The organism is Chryseobacterium sp. CG10_8, from assembly GCF_058117085.1.
The window spans coordinates 28,803-52,613 of record NZ_JBYVEB010000001.1 but is presented as its reverse complement, the minus strand read 5'-3'; the positions used below and the strand labels follow the sequence as shown (position 1 = coordinate 52,613).

The window sequence follows — 23,811 nt, the reverse complement described above, 5'->3', positions numbered from 1 at the left end:
ATGTAAAATTGCGATAAATACCCGCATCAATCAACATAATTAATGCCAATATTGAGTTAAAATGTGTTAAAAATGCAAATATACTCCGTTTTTGATATTGCAACAACAACCTAAAGACAAAAACAAAATACTTTTCTAACCTTTCTCTTGCGTTTCTCTTGTTGTGATTCTCACTTAATTACCCTATTTTTGAACCTTAAAATATTGGCGATGAATTTTCATTTTACAGCCCACAAACAAGTAAGAAAAAATCTACTCACCCTATTGGAAGAAGTGCCTCTTAATGAGCTTCTTTTGATTCCTGATGGATTCAATAATAATATGTATTGGAACATTGCACACACCGTTGCTACGCAACAACTTTTGTGCTATTATCTCAGTGGAAATCCCTTCCGAATAGATAAGTATTGGATAGACACCTACAAAAAAGGGACCTTACCAAAACTTGATGTTTCGGCAACTGAGGTAGAAGATTTAGGATTTTTATTGATGGAGACTTCCAAAATTCTGATGAAAGATTTTGACGCCAATTTCTTTTCGGATTATACCTCTTATACTACAAGTTTTGGATTAGACCTCAAGAATATTCAAGATGCTATCATCTTCAATAATATGCACGAAAGCTTGCATTATGGTTATGCAATGGCACAGAAAAGAGCTATTCTCGGCGAGAAATTTTAATTAAAAATTAAAAAAAACTTCACTTTTCCAATTTCGCTCATTATTCTAAAGATTTCAATAGTGACCAATATTACGAAAGTGATGAATCATACAACTTAATCAACAAAATGACAGACAAAAAAGACGATTTTATATTCGGGTTAAGACCCGTGATCGAAGCTATAGAAGCAGGAAAAACCATAGATAAAGTATTTGTTCAAAATGCTTTACAAGGTCCTATCTATGCCGAACTCAAAACTATTTTGGCGCAAAACAAAATAAGACCTAATTATGTTCCTATTGAAAAACTGAATCGTTTTACCAGAAAAAATCACCAAGGTGTGGTGGCCTTCATCTCCGATGTGCCTTTTGAAAAAATAGAAGACGTTTTACCTCAAATATTCGAAGAAGGAAGAACTCCATTTCTTTTAATTTTAGATAGATTAACCGATGTTCGAAATTTTGGAGCTATCTGTAGAACAGCAGAATGCGTAGGTGTAGATGCAGTCATTATTCCAGAAAAAGGAGCTGCTCCTATGAATTCTGACGCGATCAAAACCTCCGCTGGAGCTATGTATAACATCAAAATCTGTAAAGAAAAAAATCTCGCTCATACCGTAGATTTTCTTCAACAAAGTGGAATCAAAGTATTTGCAGCTACAGAAAAAGCACAGAATCTTATCTATGATGTTGACTTCAAAGAGCCTTGCGCCATTGTGATGGGGAACGAAGAAACTGGGATTTCAAAAGAAGTGCTTCATCACTCTGACGAAAAAATAAAGTTACCCATTGTTGGAAAAACCCAAAGTCTTAATGTCTCTGTTGCTTGCGGAGCTATATTATACGAAGGCTTAAGACAAAGGCTTCAACCATAGTCAAAGAAAGAAAAAAAACATAAAAAAAGTTAAAAATTGAAACAATTGGGGATTACAAAATACCCATTGTTAGAATAAAATTAAATTTAAATGAAAAAAATCACAGCGATAACACTATTAAGCTTGACTTTAGTGGCTTGTAAACAAGATAAAAAAACCATCACAAAAATTGACCCAGTAACAGGAGATACCATCAAAATTGAAGCTAGTTCAGCTGAAGATTCTTTAAAAATCGTCAAAGAAATGGCCGCCAAAGCCGCCATCAAAGATTCGGCTGGAGTTTACACTCAAACTTTGAAACTCGAAAAAGGAAAAACTTATCCCTTCACCACAGTTCAGAAGGAAAGTAACACTGCCGCTATTTCGACAGGAAAAAAGCAAAGCATGAGCAGGGAATCAAGTGACGTTGTAACTTTCACTGTTAATGATTTCAAAGACGGAGTATATGATATGGCTGTCAATTTTATTTCGAAAAAAACAACATATACTGCCGAAGGAAAGACTGTTGTTATCGATACTCAGAAGCCTAGTCCAACTGTAAAAGAAGAAAAAGAACAATGGGCGATGGATAAGGCGCTTAATGGAAATAAGTTGAATATGAAAATGAAGGAAAATGGCGAAATCATTTCTATAACAGGATTTGATGCTATCTACACCAAATTTTCTAACACAGTCAATAGCTTAACAAAAGATCCTCAAGCGAGAAAATTCTTTACAGAGCAGACCAAAGCAAGCTTTAACGAAGCTGTTCTCAAAGACCAATTCACAAAAAATTTCTTTATTCTCCCAAAAGGTGGAGCAAAATTAGGTCAAACTTGGACGGTAACCGAAAAAGCATCTGAAGATGGCTCAGTAAAAATCAATACTAATTACACTTTAAAGAAAGTTGAAAATGGTGTTGCCGAAATTGCCATCAGTGGAGGAATCCCAAGAAAATCAGACAAACAGTCTCAAGGTGAGGTAACAAGAAGTATGAGTTCTGAGCTTACCCAAAATGGGACTATGAGATTTGATATTAATTCCGGATGGATTCTTGACCAAAAAATTAACGTTAAGACAGAACAAAAAGAAACTTTAAGCGATGGCAAACAAAGCCAATCGATGACTAATACTACCGTAACTTCCATTGTTGTAAACCCTTAATACAATCATGAAATTCTTATTTTTTTTACTGATTGCCACCATAGTTGTATTCTTCTCTTGGAACATCTTGAAGAGGATATTCTTTAATCAGTTTTATAAAAATTTTCCAAACCCTAATCAAAACAATCCCTCTCAGAAAAAAACCGAGAAAAATCGAGATAAGAAATTAAATTGGGATGCAGAGACCGTTGATTACGAAGAAGTGAAAGACGATAATAAAGGAAAAAACGCTTAATCGCAAAGGAGCCAAAAACAAAAAGTAGACCTATGACCAAAAACAAAAACCTCATATATATTGTTGGTAGCTTAATCTTGTTCATCATCATCGGATATCTATATGCCAGTCCTGTAATTACTGGAAAACAGTTATTCCAGCATGATATTGTTCAGTACAAAGGAGGAGCAAAAGAACTTTTGGACTATCGAGACCATAACGATAAAGAAACCTATTGGAGTGACTCGATGTTTGGAGGGATGCCGACTTATCAAATGGGGTCGCAGTTTCGAGGTGATATCATCAAAAAAATTGATGATATTATTATGTTTTTGCCCAAACCTGTTAACTATCTTTTTGTCCTTTTTGCAGGATTCTTCCTTTTGGGAATGGTCGTTGTCAAAAACTGGAAATACGCTTTGTTAGGAGCAACGTTCTTTGGCCTTTCGACTTATTTTTATATTATTATTGCAGCAGGTCATAACGGAAAAGTCCATACCATTGCCTATTTTGCCCCACTTCTTGCTGGGATTTTGATGGTCTATATCCAACGAAAATACATTCTCGGCTTCATCACTACTGCCTTATTTATGGGATTACAAATGGCGGCTAACCACCCTCAGATGACCTATTACTTGTTAATTGCCCTTGGGTTCCTTTTCCTTTCGGAATTATTAAGAGCGGTGACCAAGAAAACAGATATGAAGCATTTCCTTATTTCTACAGGAATCATCGGTTTTGCCTTTATCTTAGGTGTGGGAATGAACTCTCAAAGGATTATGGCTAACGCCGAATATGTTAAAGAAACAGTTCGTGGAAAGCAAATTTTAACCAACGAAGGCCAAAAAGGAGGTGACAACGGAATGGATAAAGAGAGTCTTTTGGCGTGGAGTTATGGAAAGATGGAAACGCTTAATCTCTTCATTCCAAGATTAATGGGAGGTGGTAGCAACGAACCAGAAGCTGAAGAAATGACTTCCACAGTACAATCGATGATACAGGAAAATGTAAATTCTCAAGAAGAAATGGACAGAATTTCGAGAGGATTCGGGAGCTTAACTTATTGGGGCGACCAACCCGGAACTTCCGGTCCTGCTTATCAAGGTGCTGTTGTCGTATTTTTGGCGATTTTAGGATTCTTCCTTGCTCGCAAAAAATATCGTTATTGGATTGTAGGTGCAACCATTCTGACTGTTGGACTTGCGTGGGGAAGTAACTTTATGCCGCTTTCTGATTTATTCATTGATTTCGTTCCTTTTTACAATAAATTCCGTGCACCAAGTTCAATTTTGGTCGTTGTCGAATTACTATTTCCTTTAATAGCCATTTTAGGATTATATAGACTTTTCCATCAAGACGAAGACCTTTCCGAAGAGAAAAAACAAAAAACTTTTCTGATTGTTTCAAGCGTTGTTTTAGGAATTACCATCATTTTATTTGCAGGAGCAAAATCGATTTTAGGTTTTGCAACCGAAAACGAAAAGGAGTATTTACCTGACTATATTTTAAGCTACTTTGTTGATGTGCGTTACGAAATGTTCAAAACAGACGCCATCAAAGCCATACTATATATCGCTATTGTTTCGGCAGCTATTTTCTTCGCTCTGAAAAAGAAACTCAATCAAAACATCGCCTTGGTTATCATCGGTTTGGTAAGTTTCTTCGACCTATGGAGTGTTAACAAAAGATACCTCAATGACGATAACTTTGTAGACAAAGTTTTTGCAGAACAACCTTTCCAAACGGAGGTTTCGGATTTGATGATTGAAAAAGCAGGAGAAAATCCCAGTCTTCAACAATTGTTGGTCAATGCTAATGTCAATAAGACTTTAGAAACGATTGCTGAAAAAGATAAAGGTCACTATCGTATTTACAATCAGGTTTTGGGAACATTTGGAGAAACCAATACATCTTATTTCAAATCTTCGATTGGAGGATATCACGCAGTGAAACTACGTCGCTACGATGACCTTATCAATACTTACTTCAGTAAAATGGATAGCGTGAAAATTCCAAAAATTTTGAATTTGTTAAATACAAAATACATGATTTTTGGAGATACCGAAAAACCGCAAGCAATTCCAAATCCTTACACCAATGGTAATGCTTGGTTTGTATCCGAAGTTATGTATGCCAAAAATCCAAACGACGAAATTGCTAAAATCGGAGAAATCGACTCCAAAAGAATCGCGGTTATTGGTGAATCCGACAAGTCTTACTTCCAAAACAAAAAAATGGAAAAAGACAGTACCGCTACTATTGAGTTAAAAAATTATGAAGCCAACGAATTAGAATATAAAACCCAGTCAAAAACACCTCAATTGGCGGTCTTTTCGGAAATCTACTATCCGTATGGTTGGAAAGTTTTGGTTGACGAACAAGAAGTCCCTTACATCAAAGCAGATTACTTGTTAAGAGCAGTACACGTTCCAGCTGGAAATCATAGGGTAAGAATGGTCTTTGATCCAGAAGTGATTCACACCGGGAAAATAATTTCGATGATTGCTTTCGGATTATTTATTTTGCTGTCAGCTGGTGGAATATGGTGGATTTTCAAAAAGGAAAAGAAAGGAGAAATAGCGAAAGCATAAACACACACAACCCTTTCATAGTTTTGAACTCCGAAAAGGATTGCATACAATATTTCTATTTTACTCAATATAGCAATTACTGTTTGTCATGACCAATAAAGAATAAATGGACAGCCAACCAAAAAAAATCCTCATCATCACTTACTATTGGCCTCCAGCTGGAGGACCAGGCGTACAGCGTTGGTTGAAGTTTGTCAAATATTTACCAGAATTTGGTTGGAAACCAACGATTTTCATACCCGAAAATCCAAGCTATCCTTTGGTTGATGCTACGTTAGAAAAAGAAGTTCCAGAAGATCTGGATATTATAAAAACCAAAATTTGGGAACCCTATCAGATTGCCGAACAACTCAGTAAGAAGAACAAAAAATTCAAAGGAGGACAGTTTGATGTTGGAAAAAATCAGTCATTAACCTCTAAAATTTCGATTTGGATTCGAGGTAATTTCTTTATTCCAGATGCAAGAGTTTTTTGGGTAAAACCATCTATTGAGTTTTTAAAAAAATATATCCAAGAGCATCACTTTGATGCGATTGTCACAACGGGGCCTCCACATTCCTTACACCTAATTGGTTTGGGAATCAAAGAAAAATTTCCAAAAATCAAATGGATTGCGGACTTCCGAGACCCTTGGACAGAAATCTCGTACTACAAACATCTGATGCTCACCAAAAGTTCGGACAAAAAGCACCGAGAATTGGAGTCAAAAGTTTTTAGAAATGCTGATATCACTTTAGCAACAAGTTATACAGATGCAGAAAATTTTGCTAAAAAAGGAGCAAATGCAGTCTGTATTACCAATGGTTTTGATGCTTCGGCTACGCTCAGCATGACGAATCCAATCAAATCAAAATTCACTTTAAGTTACGTGGGTGTTTTGGAGCAGCTAAGAAATCCAGAAAATCTGTGGAAAACATTAGCGGAAATCATTGAAGAGAATCCCGAATTCAAAAATGATTTCGAACTGAAATGGGTTGGAAAAGTGGACGAGAAAATTTTGGAGAACATCGAGAATTCTGCACTTAAGAATTCAGTTAACAATCTTGGTTATCTGGCGCATCAAGAAGCTTTTCAAGAAATGGAAAATTCTGACATGCTTCTTATCACCAATTTTCCTCAAGAAAGTTCCAAAGGCATTATCCCTGGAAAAATATTCGAATATCTGGCGACTGGGAAAACCATTCTTTCTTTTGGACCAAAGGATGCTGATGTCGAAAAAATCCTTAACAAAACTCAAGCTGGAAAGCATTTTTCATACGATGATAAGTCGACTATAAAAGCGTTTATTTTAGAACAATATCAACTTTGGAAAGAGGGAAAACAAGCTGGAAATTCAGGAAATATCCAAGAATTTTCCAGACGAAATTTAACCCAAAAACTTGCTGAAGTTTTAGAATCTTAGCCCCCTTTTAACTTCGGGATTAATCCGTTTTGCATTAATACAAAACCGGCTACCGCAACAATCATTAGAAAAACGAAAAAGTAAAAAAGAGACTTTTTTCCTTTGAAATAATAACTGGCGCACAATCCAATAATTCCAAGAAGTAGAATCCCAAACTTCAAAGCGACATTATCATACACAAAAACCGAAATCACAATTAAAATCAGTGATATCAAGTGAATAAGCTGACCTCTTTTTTCAAAAAATTCTTTCATGGTCTAAATATATAGAAAAAGCGATAAAAAAGCCGTCAAAATTTGACGGCAACTCATTATTTCATGCTGACCACTTTATCAACCACATATACGCTATTCCCTCTCCAAGGAATAGTACCGTGATATTCTTTATAGTGTAGGTCAAAATATTTTCCACTATTTTGCTCCAACTGCTTGAAAACAGCTTCATCTACAATTGAAAATTCGAACTCATAGCTCTGTAAAGCGCCCGTCTTATTGCTTCCACCAAAACCTTGCTGGATTAACTTTCCTTCATACGTCTTGAAAACATTGCCTTTATATACCACATAATTAAGGTAACCAGACTTCACCCCATCACCAAAAACAAAGAAATATTTATAAAAAACAAATAGACCTAAAACTAGGACAATAAACACCGTAAGAAAAATCCAAAACTTTTTCATGATTATATTTTTGTGCTAATTTAATTAATTCTTCCAAAACTATTTTTAAAAAAAAGAAAAAACTCCCGAATGATTCGGGAGTTTTATATTAATACGTCGGTTGGAAGTTCTCAGCTCCCAGTGAAGCCATGTCTTCGTACGTTTTCCAACGAAGGTCAACAATCTCCTGAGCCAACTTCATCAGTTGTTCTGCGTCATCTGGCTGAGTTTGTTTTAACACGCGGTATCTCAATTCGTTGTAAGCATATTCTTCAAACGGAATCCTTGGACGAATTGAGTCTAACACGAATGGATTTTCGTTTTTCTTTCTTAAAACTGGATTAAATCTTATCAACGGCCAATATCCACTTGAAACTGCCATTTTTTGTTGAGTCAAACCTTTTTCCATGTCAATTCCGTGAGCAATACAATGACTATAAGCCAAAATCAAAGATGGTCCGTCATAAGCTTCTGCTTCACGCAAAGCTAAAAGCGTTTGCTGAGGATTAGCTCCCATTGCAATGGTTGCCACATAAACATTACCATAAGAAATCGCTTGCATTGCTAAATCCTTTTTACCAACTCGTTTTCCTGCAGTTGCAAACTTGGCTGACGCCGCAGTTGGTGTCGCTTTAGAACTTTGTCCACCCGTGTTACTATAAACTTCGGTATCTAAAACCAAAACATTGATATTTCGTCCTGTTGAAAGTGCGTGGTCAAGACCACCACTACCAATATCATAAGCCCAACCATCACCACCAATCAACCAAACCGCTCTGTGAACCAAATGGTCAGCTAAAGAATACAAATGTTTTGCATCTGGATTTTCAGAGTTTTGAAGTCTGCTTTTCAAGATTTCAACTCTTTCGCGTTGTTTATTGATTTGACTTTCTAATTTTTGAGGGGCATTAATAATTTCATTGATGAAATCTTCTCCTAATTCTGGTTTTAATTTTTCAGCGTATTGATGTGCCATTTGCAATTGCTTATCAGCTGAAAGTCTCATCCCTAAACCAAATTCCGCATTGTCCTCGAATAACGAATTACTCCAAGCTGGACCTTTTCCTTTCGAGTTAGAACTCCAAGGTGTGGTTGGTAAATTTCCTCCAAAAATAGAAGAACAACCTGTTGCATTAGCCACCATCAATCTATCTCCGAAAAGCTGAGTCAACACTTTAATGTAAGGCGTTTCTCCACATCCTGAACAAGCTCCCGAAAACTCAAACATTGGCTCTAAGAACTGTACACCGTGAACGGTGGAATAATTCACCATATTTTTTTCGTGAATTGGCAACTGTTCAAAATAAGAAACAACCGCTCTTTGCTTTTTGAGGTCTGGATTTTTAGGCAAAATATTAATCGCTCTTAATTCAGAGTTTTCTTGGTCGATGACAGGACAAGATTCGTAGCATAATTTACAACCGGTGCAATCTTCCTCATAAACTTGAAGCGTGAATTTAGTTTCAGGGAAACCTCTCGCATTAATTGGTGCCGATTGGAAACCTTCAGGAACTTCTTGCAATAAATCTTTATGATAAAATTTAGAACGAATAACAGAGTGAGGACACACGAAACTACAGTTTCCACACTGGATGCAGATATCCGAATTCCAAGTAGCAACATTGTCAGAAATATTACGCTTTTCCCATTTTGTGGTTCCATTTGGATACGTTCCATCCGCAGGAATTGCACTTACAGGTAAGTCATCACCTTTACCAACCATCATTTTGTATGTGATGTTTTTCACAAAATCTGGGGCATTTTCATCAATGGTTTGTTCCTCTCCTTTTTCAGCGGTAACCGTATTCGGGATTTCGACTTCAAATAAATTCGCTAAAGTCTGGTCAACAGCCAAGAAGTTTTTATCAACTACAGCTTGACCTTTTTTGATATACGTTTTTTCAATCGCTTTTTTGATTTGCTTAATCGCTTCTTCCTCTGGTAAAACGCCAGAAAGTTCGAAGAAACAAGTCTGCATAATGGTATTAATTCTACCACGCATTCCGGTTTTTACCGCTACATCATTAGCATCGATTACAAAAAGTCGGATTTTTTTCTCAATAATTTGTTGCTGAACTCGGTAAGGCAAATGATTCCAAACCACATCTTTTGGATAGTGTGAATTCAATAAAAATTTAGCGCCATCTTTCGCAAAGCTCAACATATCTTCATTTTCTAAAAATTTGAAGAAATGACAAGCAATAAAATCAGCTTTTGAAATTAAATATGGAGCTTCAATCGGTTCGTGACCGAAACGTAAGTGAGAAACCGTTTTCGCACCCGATTTTTTAGAGTCGTAAACGAAATAACCTTGCGCCGAAAGGTCGGTATTTTCGCCAATAATTTTAATTGAATTTTTATTAGCACCAACAGTTCCATCCGCACCCAATCCAAAGAAAAGAGCCTGAGTCCAACCGCTGTCATCTAATTTGAAATCATAATCGACATCAATACTCGTAAAACTCACATCATCCACGATACCAACCGTGAAATGATTTTTAGGTTTTTCAGCTTTTAAATTATCATAAACCGCTTTCACCATTGCTGGTGTAAACTCTTTAGAAGACAATCCATAACGGCCACCAATTACTTTTGGCATTTGCTCAATACTTCCGTTGGTTAACGCTTCAGTCAAGCAAACCAAAATATCTTGATACAAAGGTTCTCCGTTACTTCCAGGTTCTTTAGTTCGGTCTAAAACCGCAATCTTCTTCACCGATTTTGGAAGAACAGAAATAAAATCTTCACTTGGGAAAGGTCTGAACAATGAAATTTTTAAAACCCCCGTCTTTTCTCCATTTTGATTTAAATATTCAGAAGTTGGGATAACCGTTTCAACACCAGAACCCATAATCACGATGATATTCTCCGCTTCTGGATGTCCAAAATAAGTGACAGGCGCATAAGTTCTTCCCGAAACTTCAGAGAATTTCTTCATTTCTTCCTTTAAAATAGTAGGAATTTTAGCATAGAACGGATTGGAAGTTTCTCTACCTTGGAAATAAACGTCAGGATTCTGCGCGGTACCTCTAACAAAAGGATTGTCTGGATTAAGACTTCTATTTCGGTGTGCAATTACCAATTCATCGTCAATCATCGCTCGGATTTGGTCATCACTCAGTAAATGAATTTTGTTCACTTCGTGAGATGTTCTAAATCCATCAAAGAAATGGATAAAAGGGATTCTTGCTCTTAACGTCGTTCCCTGTGCAATTAATGCCATATCATGCGCTTCCTGAACACTTGCAGAAGAGAGCATCGCAAAACCTGTAGTTCTTGCCGCCATTACATCTTGATGGTCACCAAAAATAGACAACGCTTGCGCTGCCAAAGAACGCGCTGCCACATGAAAAACGGCACTCGTTAATTCGCCTGCAATTTTGTACATATTAGGAAGCATCAACATCAATCCTTGAGACGCCGTGAAAGTCGTAGTCAACGCTCCCACTTGAAGCGAACCGTGAACAGTACCTGCAGCACCACCCTCACTTTGCATTTCGATGATTTCAGGGACATTTCCCCAAATATTTTTCACTTGTTTTGAAGCCCATTCATCTGCTAATTCAGCCATTGTAGAAGAAGGCGTAATTGGATAAATGGCGCAGACTTCGTTGACTCTGTACGCAATATACGCCGCAGCTTCGTTACCGTCGATTGTAGAAATTATTTTATTTTGATTCATTTTTTAATTAATTGAGAGTTGAAAATTTCTTTAATTGAAAGTTGAGAGTTGAAAATTGAAAGTGAAAAATTAATTCTCAACTCTCAATTCTCCATTTTCAATTATTTTTCGGAAACCATATCTAAAGCGTGACACGGACATTGCTCTGCGCAAACGGCACAACCCGTACACAAGTCATAGTTAATGGTATAACCTTCGCCCTTTCCATTTTTAGAAATCGCTCCTTCAGGACATGCTCCAAAGCAACCATCGCATTCGAAACAATTTCCACAAGAAAGGCATCTTTGCGCTTCGTACATCGCTTCTTCAGTCGTGTAACCTCCAACAATCTCTTCGAAAGTTTCAACTGCTTTTTCAATTTCTAAATGTTGTTGTTGTCTCGCAGCCGCATTAGTTTTGAACCAAATCTGTAACTGGTCCACTTTAACCACAGGATTGTTAGCTTGCTTTTCGTAAGTAGAATTTTTCAACCAAGCATCAATATTTCTGGCTGCTTTTTTACCATGACCAGTCGCAATCGTTACAGTTCTCTCACTTGGAACCATATCTCCTCCTGCAAAAATTCCAGGATAACCAGTCATCATTGCTCCATTGACATCCACTGTAGAACCATCTTCTTTGAAGGTAATCCCTTCAATATTTTTTAAGAAATCGGTATCCGCTTCCTGACCTAAAGCCAAAATCAACGAGTCCGCTTCCAAAGTTTCATATTCACCAGTTGGAACAGCTTTCCCATCTACTACTTTCATTTTTTCAACAGTAATAGAAGACGTTTCCATATTTTTAATAGAACTCAACCAGTGAATTTTCACGCCTTCACTTAAAGCTTCATCCGCTTCAAATTCGTGCGCAGGCATATGTTCTCTGTCTCTTCTATAAATAATCATCGCTTCATCTGCACCTAATCTTTTAGCAGTTCTTGCCGCATCCATCGCGGTATTTCCACCACCATAAATCGCAACTCTTCTACCTAAAAGTGGCTTGTTTTCACTGTTTTCATCAGCATCTTTAAGGAATGAAACCGCATCTAAAATTTTGCTAGCTTCTTGAGCAGGAATATTGACTTTCTTCGCAATATGAGCTCCAATCGCTACAAAAACAGCATCGAAACCACCATCCGCTTTTTCTTTAAGAATGTCAGTGACTTTATAGTTTAAATTAATTTTAACCCCGAAATTTTCGATTTTTTTAATCTCAGCTTGAAGAATTTCGCGTGGCATTCTGTATGCAGGAATACCGAAATTCATCATTCCACCAGCAACAGGACCAGCTTCGAAAACCGTCACTTCATGACCTAATCTTCTGAGATGATAAGCGGCCGAAAGTCCAGAAGGTCCTGCTCCAACAATCATAATTTTTTTCCCAGTAGAAAAAGTGACCGGTGAAAATTGCCAATTATTTTTTAAAGCTTCGTCTCCCAAAAATCGTTCGACGGCATGAATACTCACCGAACTATCCAAATCTTTCCTATTACAGGAGCTTTCACATGGATGATAACAAACCCTACCATGAATTGCTGGTAACGGATTTTGTTCAGTTAATTTTTTCCAAGCATCTTCTATTTTGCCATCTTGGGCAAGAGCCAACCACTCCTGAATATTCTCGCCTGCAGGACAAGCTTGATTACAAGGTGGAAAAAAATGAACGTATTCTGGCTTACTTTTCCTTACAGAACCAGTCCCTTTACTGTGTTCTTCTAAATTGGCTAATTGTGTTAAATCTGTGTTCGTAAAACTCATTTAAATTTTATTTTAAAGGAACACAACCTCGACAAAACCACTAAACATAAATGTTTCACGTGATTTTATCTCTTTTGTGTAATTTTTCACACGAATTTACCTAATTAGCAAATCTTAGTCTAAAATCAGAATAAGACCTTTATCATAATCAGACTATTTTGAATGAGTTTAAATAGGGAGATGATGGGTGATGGGTGATGGATGATGGAAGAATGTAAAATTGAATCTTCTCATTTTAGGAAAATAAAAAAGCCAGAATACTTATTGTAATTCTGGCTTTTATAATTTCGATTTCTCAAAATAAGCTTGAGCAAAAATTTAACTAACAAATAAATTCCTCTATTTGAAAATCTAATCGCAAAGCTCACAAAGATTTTGTAATCCATTCTAAGCTTTTATGTTCGCAAAGTCGTTGCACTCAACAAAAGGAATACAAATTTGGCTATACAAAGCACCTTTTCGTACAAAAGATATTCAATACAAATCGGTATAAAACCCCTTCGAACCTTGCGTTTTTTACTTCAACTTACTTTAAAAAAGTAAATTCTATTTTTTTGCGATACTCCTCGAAATCACAATTTTTTGGATTTCAGAAGTTCCCTCATAGATTTGAGTGATTTTAGCATCGCGCATCATACGTTCTACATGATATTCTCTAACATAACCGTAACCACCGTGGATTTGAACTGCTTCAATAGTAGTATCCATAGCCACTTGAGATGCATATAGTTTTGCCATCGCCCCACTTTCCGAGATATCTTTTCCTTCATCCTTTTCAACAGCGGCTTTATAGCATAACATTCTCGCTGCAGTAATTTGTGTGGCCATGTCTGCTAATTTGAAAGCAATTGCCTGATGATTGATAATTTCCGTACCAAAAGCTTTTCTTTCTTTAGCATATTTCAAAGCTAATTCATAAGCTCCACTTGCAATTCCTAAAGCTTGAGAAGCAATACCAATTCTACCACCATTCAAAACACCCATTGCAAAGTTGAATCCAAATCCATCTTCTCCAATTCGGTTTTCTTTTGGAACTTTAACATCAGTAAATAGCAAAGAATGCGTATCACTTCCTCTGATTCCTAATTTGTCTTCTTTTGGGCCGATTTCAAAACCTTCCCAACCTTTCTCTACGATAAAAGCACTGATTCCTTTATGCCTTTTCTCTGGGTTAGTTTGAGCTATCACCAAATAAGTAGATGCATTTCCACCATTGGTAATCCAGTTTTTGGTTCCATTCAAGAGATAATAATCTCCCATATCAACAGCAGTAGTCTTCTGAGAAGTTGCATCAGAACCCGCTTCTGGCTCAGATAATGCAAAAGCACCAATCACCTCTCCACTTGCTAATGGAACAAGATATTTTTGTTTTTGCTCTTCAGTACAGAATTTTTCCATTCCTGCACATACCAAAGAGTTATTTACAGACATCACTACCGCAGCAGATGCGTCAACTTTTGCAATTTCCTCCATCGCCAAAACGTAAGAGATGCTGTCCATACCTGCACCACCGTATTTTGGGTCCACCATCATACCGAGAAATCCCATTTCTCCCATCTTCTTTACTTGTTCTGCAGGAAACTTCTGATGAGTATCTCTCTCAATCACTCCTGGTAAAAGTTCAGTCTGCGCAAAATCTCGCGCAGCTTGTTGAATCATAATCTGCTCTTCTGTAAGATTAAAGTCCATATAATTTATTTGATTTTAATAGGTTCGTAAATTTACAATATTTGATATAATTAGAAAAATGATTTTGCATATCACATTTAAATTAATATTTTTACCATTATTAATAATAATTTGATATTATAATGTCGATAAAAAGAATATTTGATTTTGCACATCAAGCCCATAAAAATTTCCCCAAAGACGACATGTTTGTCACAAAATATTTTGGCAAATGGAAAAAAACGTCTACACTGGAGTTTATTAACATGGGAAACAAAGTTTCTCGAGGGTTACTGAAATTAGGCATCAAACCTGGTGACAAAATTGCCCTTATTACGACTGCAACCAGGACTGAGTGGGCGGTCATCGACTTGGGAATTTCTCAAATCGGTGCAGTTTCTGTCCCAGTCTATCCGACCATTTCGCCAGAAGATTATCTTTATATTTTCAACAATGCCGAAGTTAAATTCTGTTTTCTTTCGGATGTGGATCTTTTAGAAAAAGTTCTACAAATTAAAGATAGCGTCCCTTCATTACAAGGAATCTTCTCTTTTGACGAAATTGACGGATGCGCGAACTGGAACGAAGTAATGGACTTAGGCGAAGATGATGCTACCCAAAACGAGGTCGAAGATATTTCCAAAACGATCAATCAAGAAGATTTAGCAACGATCATTTACACCTCTGGAACGACAGGAAAACCCAAAGGAGTAATGCTTTCTCATCACAATATTGTATCGAATGTATTAGCTTCTAATCCGCGAATTCCAAGAAAAAAAGGGTTGGATTACAAAGATACCAGAGTATTGAGCTTCCTTCCGATTTGTCACATTTTTGAACGTCTGCTTTTCTATCTCTTCTCTCACAATGGATTTTCTATCTATTTTGCAGAAAGCATCGAAAAGATGGGTGATAACATCAGAGAAATCAAACCTAACTACATGAGCGTTGTTCCGCGATTGTTAGAGAAAGTATATGACAAGATCTACGACAAAGGAACTGATGCAGGTGGTCTCAAAAGTAAAATTTTCCTTTGGGCATTGTCAGTTAATGAAACTAAAAAAAAAATCAGCAAACCTTCGGGACTTAAGGAAATTATTGCCGACAAGTTGGTTTTCAAAAAGTGGAGAGAAGGACTTGGTGGGGAGATTGTAACTTTGGTTTGTGGCTCTGCTGCGCTATCGACGAGATTAAATCTTTTGTTTCAAAATGCTGGAATTCCAATTTTGGAGGGATACGGTCTTACGGAAACATCACCAGTAATTTCGGTGAACTCTTTTGAAAAAATAAAAGTAGGAAGTGTTGGACAACCTTTGAAGAATTTAGATGTTAAAATTCAAGCCGACGGCGAAATTTCTGTAAAAGGACCTTCCGTCTTTATCGGTTATTATGGCAATGAGGAATTAACCAAAGAAGCTTTTACGGCAGATGGTTACTTCAAAACAGGAGATATTGGACATCTTGATGACGAAAATTTCCTTTTCATTACCGATAGAAAGAAAGAAATGTTCAAAACTTCGGGTGGAAAGTATGTTGCACCCCAAGTCATCGAAAATTTGGCTAAAGCTTCTAAGTTTATCGAACAAATTATGGTGGTTGGTGATGGTGAAAAGATGCCTTGCGCTTTTGTACAACCTGATTTCCATTTTGCTCAAATGTGGGCCGAAAGACATCACATTAACATTGGTAAAACCCATGAGGAAATTGCAAGTAGCAAGGAATTAAAAGACAGAATCGAAAAAGAAATAGACAAACTTAATGCTACTTTGGGAAGCTGGGAACAAGTGAAAAGAATTGAACTAACTCCAGAAGTTTGGAGCGTTGAAGACGGACTTCTTACTCCAACAATGAAACTCAAAAGAAAAGCGATTAAAGAGCGATTCATCAATTTGTACAACAAAATGTATGGTCATACCCCTGAAAATTCTTAATTAAAGATTTTCAGTGTTCAACTAAAACCTTCAAAGTTCTTTTCTTTGAAGGTTTCTTTTTTTTAAATAAATAGATAATAGAAAAGATATCTAACCAAGTTTAAGTATCTTTACCGCCGAATTCGGAAAAGGGAATCGTGTGCAAATCACGGACTGTCCCCGCAACTGTAAATCACTTTGTCATGCTGAGCTTGTAGAAGCATCTCAAATAATTTTCTGCAAAAAGCCACTGAAAAACTTCGGGAAGGCGCAGAAAATGTGAAAGTCAGGAGACCTTACTGAGTTCCTAAAAATCAAACGCTTTCGGAGGAAAAGTGAAGTTTGGAAACGTGTAATTTCTTACTCGTCTCTGGAATCGCACCATTTTTCCGATAAGTAAACTTTAACAAAAAGAATTTATGAACAAAAAAATCATTTTTGTTGGAGCAATGCTTGTCGTCACTACAACCGCATTCTCTCAACATCAGGAGAAATCCATTGAAGAAGTAAGCATTTCTTCAAAAATCAAACATCCAGCGTATCAGTCTGGAAAAAACGTCACCCTTCTTACAAGTAAAGAATTAGAAGACTACAAAGGTCAATCACTTACCGATGTGCTCAACCGTGTTGCGGGATTTCAAATTACTGGTAACCTCAACAACAATCCAGAACCCAAGTCCATGAAAATACGAGGTGGTAAAAATGCCAACGTCCTCGTTCTCATTGATGGAATCCCGCTCAAAGACGTCACCGGAAACGACTACAATCTATCGGATTTGCGATTGCTATCATTAGAAAATGTAGAATCCATCGAGGTTCTTAATGGAGCTTCATCGGTGCTTTACGGAAGCAATGCAACAGTTTCCGTCATCAATATCACAACGAAAAAGAATAGCTCAAAGAAAATTGAAGGTCTAGTTGGTTTGAGAGGTGGCTCTTTTGACACCTATGCCCAAAATGCAGGAATCAGAGGAAAACTCAACCACTTTTCTTATCAAGTGAATGGCTTCAACGAAAAGTCAGAAGGATTATCTTCCGCTGAAGGCGTAGACTTCGAAAAAGATGGTTGGGAAAAACAGAATATTTCTGCTGGAATTGGCTTTAATAAAGGAAAATTTGATGCTAATATCAGTTCTACTTACAATCATCATTTCTATCACTATGACAATGGTGCATTCTCAGACGGAACTTATCGTAACTACGACCAATTATGGACACTTTCCGGAAATGCAAATTTCACCACAAAAAATGGTAAAACCACCTTTAACTCTCGCTATTCCGCAAATGAGCGAAGGACGCAAGATGCTTGGAACAATGCTTATGCTGATTTCTACAATTACAAAGGAGAGGATACATTTTTAGAATTGTATCATTATCAGAAAATTAATGATTTTCTAAATGTTATTGGTGGAATTCAATATGAAAACCAAGCGATGAGCTATGCCGAAAAACCTTGGTCAGGAAATGATTTAGAGGAAGTTTTCAGTAAAAAAGATACCCATTACAACAACTTTGATGGTTTCCTAAAAGCGAATTTGAAATACAGTATCTTTAACCTTCAATTGGGAACCAGATTTACGGACCATTCTAAATTTGGAAATCATTGGGTATATTCTGTAAACCCATTTTTATTGAAGGAAACCGACCAACATTACTACAAAATTGGCTATTCCTACGGAACTGCCTTCATTGCTCCTACTTTGTATCAAAATTTTGGTCAAACGCCTTGGGTTCTTCCTAATTTCGATTTGAAGCCTGAGACCAACGAATCTCACGAAATCGACCTTAACTTTGGTGAAAAGAATCAAAAATGGAATTTCAATGCAAACCTATTTCAGAGAACGGAGGAAAATGTCTTCACGTATCAGACTGTCGATTTCATCAATTATTATGGTCAATTCCTGAATGTCGAAAGTAACAAAGTAAAGGGTTTTGAAATTGGTGCGGATTACCAAATTATTCCTGCCATCCAATTGGGTGGAAACTTCAGCTTTGTTGAAAAAGAAAAGCCAGAAACCATGCTTCGTCAACCAAAGCAACGAATCAATTCTTTCATCAAAATCAAACCACTTCGATTTACAGATATTTTGATTTCGCATCAATGGAATTCTAAAACACAAGATTCCTATTACGATATGACGACCTATTCGGTGGCATCTGTAACCAATGATGCTTACAACCTTGTGAATCTTCATGTTAATCAAAAAATAACATCAAGACTTTCGGCTTACGGATTTGTTGCAAATATTTTCAACGAAAAATATGTGGATGTCATAGGATTCACTACAAAACCGAGAAACTTCACTTTGGGTATTGATTACAAATTTTAAAAAATCCTTCATCGAAAACCAACAAAAAACCCTTGAATGATTTCAAGGGTTTTTATTGAATATTTAATTTCTGTTTTTAATCTTCACTATCATTGAAAATTCCGTTCAACAATGAGGTGATGACCGATAAAGCAACACCAAAAATCATGGCATTCCAAAATCCATCTACTTCCACTCCATCCACAAAATAATCTGCTGATAAAATCACAAGAGCATTAATAACTAATAGAAACAATCCCAAAGTCAAAATAGTAATTGGAAATCCAAAAAACTTCAAAAGAGGTTTCAGAATTGCATTTAAGATTCCCAGAACAATTGCAAAAATAATCGAAGTCCCGAAAGAATCAATTCTAACACCAGAAAGAATATGAGTCAATCCGTAAGCAACTGCAGCCGTAATTAATAACCTAATAATTAATTTCATTACACCAGATTTTCAATATAATTAAGCTGTAACCGGTCTGCTTTCTGGGCCGTCATTAGTCCCAAAAACTCGATTAATCACTGCATTCTGATTTTTCTCAAACATCTTGTGACTTCCTGGCGCAGGTGTACCACTTGGAACTGGAGAAATTACCTGAATGTTAGTATCACGGAAATTTCTAAGGATATAACTCCAAGCACCCATATTTTCTGGTTCTTCCTGAGCCCAAATAAGGTCTTGGTGATTACTATATTTATTAAAAATTTCGTCTAATTTACTTTGTTGGAGCGGATACAATTGCTCTATTCTAACTAAAGCAACAGTCTCGTCATTGATGGATTCTTTTTTAGCCAACAATTCATAATAAAGCTTCCCTGAACAGAATACCAATTTTTTCACCTTTTGAGGATCTGCTGTTGCATCATCAATAATAGGCTGGAAACTACCGTTAGCAAAATCTTCCAAAGGCGAAACTACTTTTGGATGACGAAGCAACGATTTTGGCGACATAACTATCAATGGTTTTCTAAAATCCCACTTCATCTGACGACGAAGCAAGTGGAAGAAATTGGCAGGTGTTGTGATATTGGCAACGATAATATTCTCGTTAGCACAAAGGGTTAATAATCTTTCCAAACGTGCAGAAGAGTGTTCTGCTCCTTGTCCTTCGGAACCGTGTGGAAGAAGCATCACCAATCCATTTTGGATTTTCCATTTTTCTTCGGCAGCTACCAAATATTGGTCAATAATAATCTGAGCTCCATTCACGAAGTCTCCAAACTGAGCTTCCCAAATAGTCAAAGTCTCCGGAGATGCCATTGCATATCCGTAATCGAAACCAAGAACACCGTATTCTGAAAGGTGTGAGTTATAGACATCGAAACGGCTATTAGACACTCCTCTCAAAGGAATATACTCTTCTTCTGAATCCTCCGTCTTCAACACCGCGTGACGATGAGAGAAAGTTCCTCTTTCTACGTCTTCTCCAGAAATTCTTACATTATAACCTTCTGTCAATAGTGTAGCATAAGCCAACCATTCTCCAAGTGCCCAATCCAAACGATCTTCCTCAATCATTTGTAAACGACTCTCGAAAAGTCTTGTAATTTTCTTAATAAAATTTTTATCCGTAGGAAGGGTTGACATAGCGATTGCTAAATCCTTCAACTTCGATTTATCAAATTTTGTATTGACTGGCTTCTGAAGATCTCCTTTCAAAGAATTTTTGAATCTCTCCCAAATCTCCTTCATGAAAAGATCCAAAGTATTCTTTTCAATCCCTTTAGATTCATCAAAATCTTTGTCTAACAAAGCTTTGAAATCCTTTTCCATTTTTTCTAAAACCTCATCAGAAACCACCCCTTCTTTAATCAATTTCTCTTTATAAATTTCTCTTGGATTAGGGTGTTTTGCAATTAATTTATACAAATTAGGTTGTGTAAAACGTGGCTCGTCACCTTCGTTATGTCCATATTTTCTGTAACCTAACAAGTCGATGTACACATCTTTACCAAAACGAGCTCGGAAGTCTGCCGCAAATCTAATTGCATGTACTACTGCCTCTACATCATCATCATTAACATGCATCACTGGTGAAGAGGTTACTTTTGCAATATCTGTACAATAGACAGACGATCTTGCATCCAAATAGTTCGTTGTAAAAGAAACCTGATTGTTAACAACAATATGTACAGTACCTCCTGTTCTGTAACCTTCTAAAGTCATCATCTGAGCTACTTCATAGACAATTCCCTGTCCTGCAATAGCACCGTCTCCATGGATAACAATTGGTAATACTTTCCCGAAATCTCCTTTGAATTTGTCATCAACTTTTGCACGGCTAATTCCTTCAACTAACGCTGCAACAGTTTCCAAGTGAGATGGATTAGGTGTCAAGTTGATAGAAACCTCCTCTCCTGAAGCGGTAGTAATCTTTTTGGATGAACCAAGGTGATACTTAACATCTCCAGAAAACACATCTTCTTCGAATTCTTTTCCTTCAAATTCTGAGAAAATTTGCTTATATGATTTTCCAAAAATATTAGAAAGCACACTTAATCTCCCTCTGTGAGCCATTCCTAAAACCACTTCGTCTACTCCTAGTTGAGAAGAACGAGTAATTAATTGGTCAAGCGCTGGAATAAGGGACTCCCCTCCTTCTAAAGAAAATCTCTTTTGTCCAACAAATTTGGTATGTAGGTAATTTTCAAACGCAACGGCTTGATTTAATTTTAATAAAATTTCAGTTTTTTCTGCTGCAGAAAGCTGAGGATGATTCTCGTTTTGATGCAACCAATTTTTAATCCAATTGATTTCTTCAACGCTATTCATGTGCATATATTCTACACCGATAGAGTCACAATATACGGTCTGCAAGTGCGTAACAATATCTTGCAAAGTAGCAGCTGAAGAAAAACCAACTTCTGTTGCCGAATTGAATTTCTTACTCAAATCACTTTGAGAAAGTCCAAAATTCTCAATTGCTAAAGTCGGAGAATATTGACGACGCTCTCTTACCGGATTGGTTCTTGTAAAAAGATGTCCTCTTCTACGATATTCATCAATAAGATTAAGTACCTTGAATTCCTTCTGAATATCTTCCGAAACTTGACCATTTGCAACAGCTTCTGCCATCTTTTGAACAGGAGCTGCAACCATCACTCCGTTAGAAGCTGGTTCGTCAGCGTAATGCTCCAAAGCAAAATCAAACCCCTGAAAGAAGCTCTTCCAAGAAGGCTCAATAGAGTCTGGATATTTAAGATATTGTTGGTATAAATCTTCTATAAATTGTGAATGCGCAGCATTAAGAAATGAAAATCGATCCATTGTAGGCAACGTTTACTAATTAAAAATTTAAAACCACAAAGTTACTAAAAATTTAAGATGTAAACGACGAATTCTCAACCAAAAAAGCAAGTTTTTTATTAGAAAACCGGAACAGAAATTTTCATAAGAACATCTTTGCCGTCTTCCGGTCTTTCAAGAAATATCTGATGTACTTCGCCTGTTCTCTTTTTCTCGCTCTTCGCCTTTTGCATAAGCATTTGGATGTTTCTTATTCGGCTACCGAAATCTCCCTTGTAATAGACAGAGTACATTTGAGATGCGTTAAGAGTCCGGAAGCTAAAGTTGTTATCAGTCACCGATTGACGTTTGGAAACTGGAATTCCCAAATAATAAGAAATCTCTCTGTCCTTGAAGCTACCAGCATTAGAAATCATAACAGGAAAACCAATTTCATCGCTTTCCTTACCGAGATCGGTAGTTACAAAATTGATGACTTTACTGTAATTCATCTCCACATTTTTGAAGAGAGCATTTTTCTGATTATTGGTAGTAATAGAAGTTCCCAAAAGAATCTGTCCTTCCTCCTGCTCCACTATGATACTATCGAACTTAATATCTTTCAAGAAATCATCTTTCTCGACTTTATTGGCTAATTTTTGCTGAAGTCTTTTGACACTTTTATCAAGATTATTGAGAAACACATCTTCTGTCCAAACGTTTTTAATCCTCTCTAAAACGGGCATTTTTGGAGTCTTGACTGACCAAATTGTTTTGGTCTGAGTACCAGAAATTGGCAAAAATTTCACATCAATTGTCGTTGGATACTTTTGATTTCCCTCGTACATTTGATATTTCAACGTTTTGAAAGGGTTTTCGTATCGAATGTACATCTCACCAGATTTACTTTTCTTTTTCCCCTTGAAATCCATAGAACTTCCCATTCCTTCATAAGGTTCGTAAAAAGTAAAGACCATATTTTCGTCATCGGAAAAATAGACATTCCAGTTGGTAAGATTTTGAAAATTATTAAACTGAGGAAAAACCTTTTCCAATGGATAGTTAATGGTCTTCTCCACTTTGAAAGTCTTGTTCTCCTCCATAAAAAACCTCATGGAAAGAGCATATAACCCGAAAAGAACCGCCACTACAACGGCAAAAATCTTCAACCAACGCATTCGGCAAAATTAGGATAAAAAAAAAGAGTGCGAAAATATAACGCACTCTTTTAAAATATTTTTAAGAATCAATCAACTAGTGACTTCCATGATCACCGTGATCGTCATTAGTCTTACAAAGTCCTACAATTGTGTGAAAAGTATCATGTAATGCAAACAAATCATCTTTTAACTCAACGTCCGTAGCATTTGCTTTTACTTTTTTATCTAATTTTTTAGAATCTTTACACAATTTGTTAAGTGTCTTTTTCAACTCTTTTGGATTAGGAACATCAGAAGGAATTGTTGACTTTCTCCAAACTTCAGCAGCTGCTACCAATTCTCCACTTCTCGCTTTGATTGGCTGAAAGTTACCTTCTTCTGCAGGGTGAAAAGTCTGAGACATCACCTTATGATAAGCATCTTTCTCCTTCCAATTCATTTGAGCAGACATCACACTCGAAATCGACACAAAGATTGCACAAAGCAAAATTTTCTTTAACATTTTCATTTTTCTATAGTTTTAAAATTTTCTTCAAATATAAATATTTGATTCAAAATATCCCAAAAATCA

At 36.6% G+C, this 23,811-nt stretch carries 17 protein-coding genes and 1 riboswitch; of the genes, 8 read left to right on the top strand and 9 right to left on the bottom strand.

Annotated features, from left to right (window positions below; translation table 11 throughout):
* The first annotated feature begins 210 nt into the window (after positions 1–210).
* The 6 genes from AC4AGG_RS00215 (at position 211) to AC4AGG_RS00190 (ending at position 6,885) form a co-directional block, all read left to right on the top strand.
* Positions 211–681: a DinB family protein gene (locus tag AC4AGG_RS00215; RefSeq protein ID WP_489769948.1), complete on the top strand. Its 471-nt coding sequence runs from the start codon at positions 211–213 to the stop codon at positions 679–681.
* 107 nt (positions 682–788) lie between these two features.
* Entirely contained in the window at positions 789–1,535 is a 747-nt protein-coding gene (gene rlmB, locus AC4AGG_RS00210; RefSeq protein WP_489769947.1) for a 23S rRNA (guanosine(2251)-2'-O)-methyltransferase RlmB, read from the top strand.
* Between the two features lie 90 nt (positions 1,536–1,625).
* The gene (locus tag AC4AGG_RS00205; protein WP_489769946.1) at positions 1,626–2,678 is read left to right on the top strand and encodes a DUF6263 family protein; all 1,053 of its coding nucleotides are present in this window, start codon (positions 1,626–1,628) and stop codon (positions 2,676–2,678) included.
* A gap of 7 nt (positions 2,679–2,685) precedes the next feature.
* Positions 2,686–2,913: a hypothetical protein gene (locus AC4AGG_RS00200; protein ID WP_489769945.1), complete on the top strand. Its 228-nt coding sequence runs from the start codon at positions 2,686–2,688 to the stop codon at positions 2,911–2,913.
* A 32-nt stretch (positions 2,914–2,945) separates the two neighbouring features.
* A complete protein-coding gene (locus tag AC4AGG_RS00195) occupies positions 2,946–5,483 on the top strand; it encodes a YfhO family protein (protein WP_489769944.1) in 2,538 nt (845 codons plus the stop codon).
* A 106-nt stretch (positions 5,484–5,589) separates the two neighbouring features.
* Positions 5,590–6,885, top strand: coding sequence for a glycosyltransferase family protein (locus AC4AGG_RS00190; protein ID WP_489769943.1), 1,296 nt, complete (start codon positions 5,590–5,592; stop codon positions 6,883–6,885).
* On the opposite strand, the gene AC4AGG_RS00185 is transcribed toward AC4AGG_RS00190, so the two are convergent.
* From AC4AGG_RS00185 to AC4AGG_RS00165, 5 genes are all read right to left on the bottom strand, one after another.
* The gene (locus AC4AGG_RS00185; protein WP_489769942.1) at positions 6,882–7,139 is read right to left on the bottom strand and encodes a hypothetical protein; all 258 of its coding nucleotides are present in this window, start codon (positions 7,137–7,139) and stop codon (positions 6,882–6,884) included. The two genes, AC4AGG_RS00190 and AC4AGG_RS00185, sit on opposite strands and share 4 nt — an antisense overlap.
* Before the next feature lie 56 nt (positions 7,140–7,195).
* Entirely contained in the window at positions 7,196–7,564 is a 369-nt protein-coding gene (locus AC4AGG_RS00180; RefSeq protein WP_489769941.1) for a hypothetical protein, read from the bottom strand.
* Positions 7,565–7,652: 88 nt separating this feature from the next.
* Positions 7,653–11,225 carry a pyruvate:ferredoxin (flavodoxin) oxidoreductase gene (gene nifJ, locus AC4AGG_RS00175; RefSeq protein ID WP_489769940.1) on the bottom strand — a complete coding sequence of 1,191 codons (3,573 nt, stop codon included), beginning with the start codon at positions 11,223–11,225 and terminating at the stop codon, positions 7,653–7,655.
* Between the two features lie 101 nt (positions 11,226–11,326).
* Positions 11,327–12,964, bottom strand: coding sequence for an NAD(P)-binding protein (locus AC4AGG_RS00170; RefSeq protein WP_489769939.1), 1,638 nt, complete (start codon positions 12,962–12,964; stop codon positions 11,327–11,329).
* Between the two features lie 546 nt (positions 12,965–13,510).
* Positions 13,511–14,653, bottom strand: coding sequence for an acyl-CoA dehydrogenase (locus AC4AGG_RS00165; RefSeq protein WP_489769938.1), 1,143 nt, complete (start codon positions 14,651–14,653; stop codon positions 13,511–13,513).
* 122 nt (positions 14,654–14,775) lie between these two features.
* On the opposite strand from AC4AGG_RS00165, the gene AC4AGG_RS00160 reads away from it, so the two are divergent.
* The gene (locus AC4AGG_RS00160) at positions 14,776–16,563 is read left to right on the top strand and encodes an AMP-dependent synthetase/ligase (RefSeq protein ID WP_489769937.1); all 1,788 of its coding nucleotides are present in this window, start codon (positions 14,776–14,778) and stop codon (positions 16,561–16,563) included.
* Positions 16,564–16,646: 83 nt separating this feature from the next.
* Positions 16,647–16,856: riboswitch (cobalamin riboswitch) on the top strand.
* A 105-nt stretch (positions 16,857–16,961) separates the two neighbouring features.
* On the top strand, positions 16,962–18,872 hold the full coding sequence (locus AC4AGG_RS00155; RefSeq protein WP_489769936.1) for a TonB-dependent receptor plug domain-containing protein: 1,911 nt from the start codon (positions 16,962–16,964) through the stop codon (positions 18,870–18,872).
* A 76-nt stretch (positions 18,873–18,948) separates the two neighbouring features.
* Here the strand turns inward: AC4AGG_RS00155 and AC4AGG_RS00150 are convergent, their stop codons facing one another.
* The 4 genes from AC4AGG_RS00150 to AC4AGG_RS00135 all read right to left on the bottom strand — a co-directional run bounded on the left by AC4AGG_RS00150 (position 18,949) and on the right by AC4AGG_RS00135 (position 23,748).
* On the bottom strand, positions 18,949–19,296 hold the full coding sequence (locus AC4AGG_RS00150; protein WP_489769935.1) for a phage holin family protein: 348 nt from the start codon (positions 19,294–19,296) through the stop codon (positions 18,949–18,951).
* 21 nt (positions 19,297–19,317) lie between these two features.
* Positions 19,318–22,122, bottom strand: a complete 2,805-nt coding sequence (locus tag AC4AGG_RS00145; protein WP_489769934.1) for a 2-oxoglutarate dehydrogenase E1 component — start codon at positions 22,120–22,122, stop codon at positions 19,318–19,320.
* A 98-nt stretch (positions 22,123–22,220) separates the two neighbouring features.
* Positions 22,221–23,258, bottom strand: coding sequence for an SRPBCC family protein (locus AC4AGG_RS00140; RefSeq protein WP_489769933.1), 1,038 nt, complete (start codon positions 23,256–23,258; stop codon positions 22,221–22,223).
* Positions 23,259–23,334: 76 nt separating this feature from the next.
* Complete coding sequence (locus AC4AGG_RS00135; RefSeq protein ID WP_489769932.1) at positions 23,335–23,748, bottom strand: hypothetical protein; 414 nt, start codon at positions 23,746–23,748, stop codon at positions 23,335–23,337.
* Positions 23,749–23,811: the final 63 nt, after the last annotated feature.

Bases quoted from the DNA above. Each gene is read 5' to 3' on its own strand.
- AC4AGG_RS00215 (WP_489769948.1), top strand. From the start codon at position 211: ATGAATTTTCATTTTACAGCCCACAAACAAGTAAGAAAAAATCTACTC.
- rlmB (WP_489769947.1), top strand. From the start codon at position 789: ATGACAGACAAAAAAGACGATTTTATATTCGGGTTAAGACCCGTGATC.
- AC4AGG_RS00205 (WP_489769946.1), top strand. From the start codon at position 1,626: ATGAAAAAAATCACAGCGATAACACTATTAAGCTTGACTTTAGTGGCT.
- AC4AGG_RS00200 (WP_489769945.1), top strand. From the start codon at position 2,686: ATGAAATTCTTATTTTTTTTACTGATTGCCACCATAGTTGTATTCTTC.
- AC4AGG_RS00195 (WP_489769944.1), top strand. From the start codon at position 2,946: ATGACCAAAAACAAAAACCTCATATATATTGTTGGTAGCTTAATCTTG.
- AC4AGG_RS00190 (WP_489769943.1), top strand. From the start codon at position 5,590: ATGGACAGCCAACCAAAAAAAATCCTCATCATCACTTACTATTGGCCT.
- AC4AGG_RS00185 (WP_489769942.1), bottom strand. From the start codon at position 7,139: ATGAAAGAATTTTTTGAAAAAAGAGGTCAGCTTATTCACTTGATATCA.
- AC4AGG_RS00180 (WP_489769941.1), bottom strand. From the start codon at position 7,564: ATGAAAAAGTTTTGGATTTTTCTTACGGTGTTTATTGTCCTAGTTTTA.
- nifJ (WP_489769940.1), bottom strand. From the start codon at position 11,225: ATGAATCAAAATAAAATAATTTCTACAATCGACGGTAACGAAGCTGCG.
- AC4AGG_RS00170 (WP_489769939.1), bottom strand. From the start codon at position 12,964: ATGAGTTTTACGAACACAGATTTAACACAATTAGCCAATTTAGAAGAA.
- AC4AGG_RS00165 (WP_489769938.1), bottom strand. From the start codon at position 14,653: ATGGACTTTAATCTTACAGAAGAGCAGATTATGATTCAACAAGCTGCG.
- AC4AGG_RS00160 (WP_489769937.1), top strand. From the start codon at position 14,776: ATGTCGATAAAAAGAATATTTGATTTTGCACATCAAGCCCATAAAAAT.
- AC4AGG_RS00155 (WP_489769936.1), top strand. From the start codon at position 16,962: ATGAACAAAAAAATCATTTTTGTTGGAGCAATGCTTGTCGTCACTACA.
- AC4AGG_RS00150 (WP_489769935.1), bottom strand. From the start codon at position 19,296: ATGAAATTAATTATTAGGTTATTAATTACGGCTGCAGTTGCTTACGGA.
- AC4AGG_RS00145 (WP_489769934.1), bottom strand. From the start codon at position 22,122: ATGGATCGATTTTCATTTCTTAATGCTGCGCATTCACAATTTATAGAA.
- AC4AGG_RS00140 (WP_489769933.1), bottom strand. From the start codon at position 23,258: ATGCGTTGGTTGAAGATTTTTGCCGTTGTAGTGGCGGTTCTTTTCGGG.
- AC4AGG_RS00135 (WP_489769932.1), bottom strand. From the start codon at position 23,748: ATGAAAATGTTAAAGAAAATTTTGCTTTGTGCAATCTTTGTGTCGATT.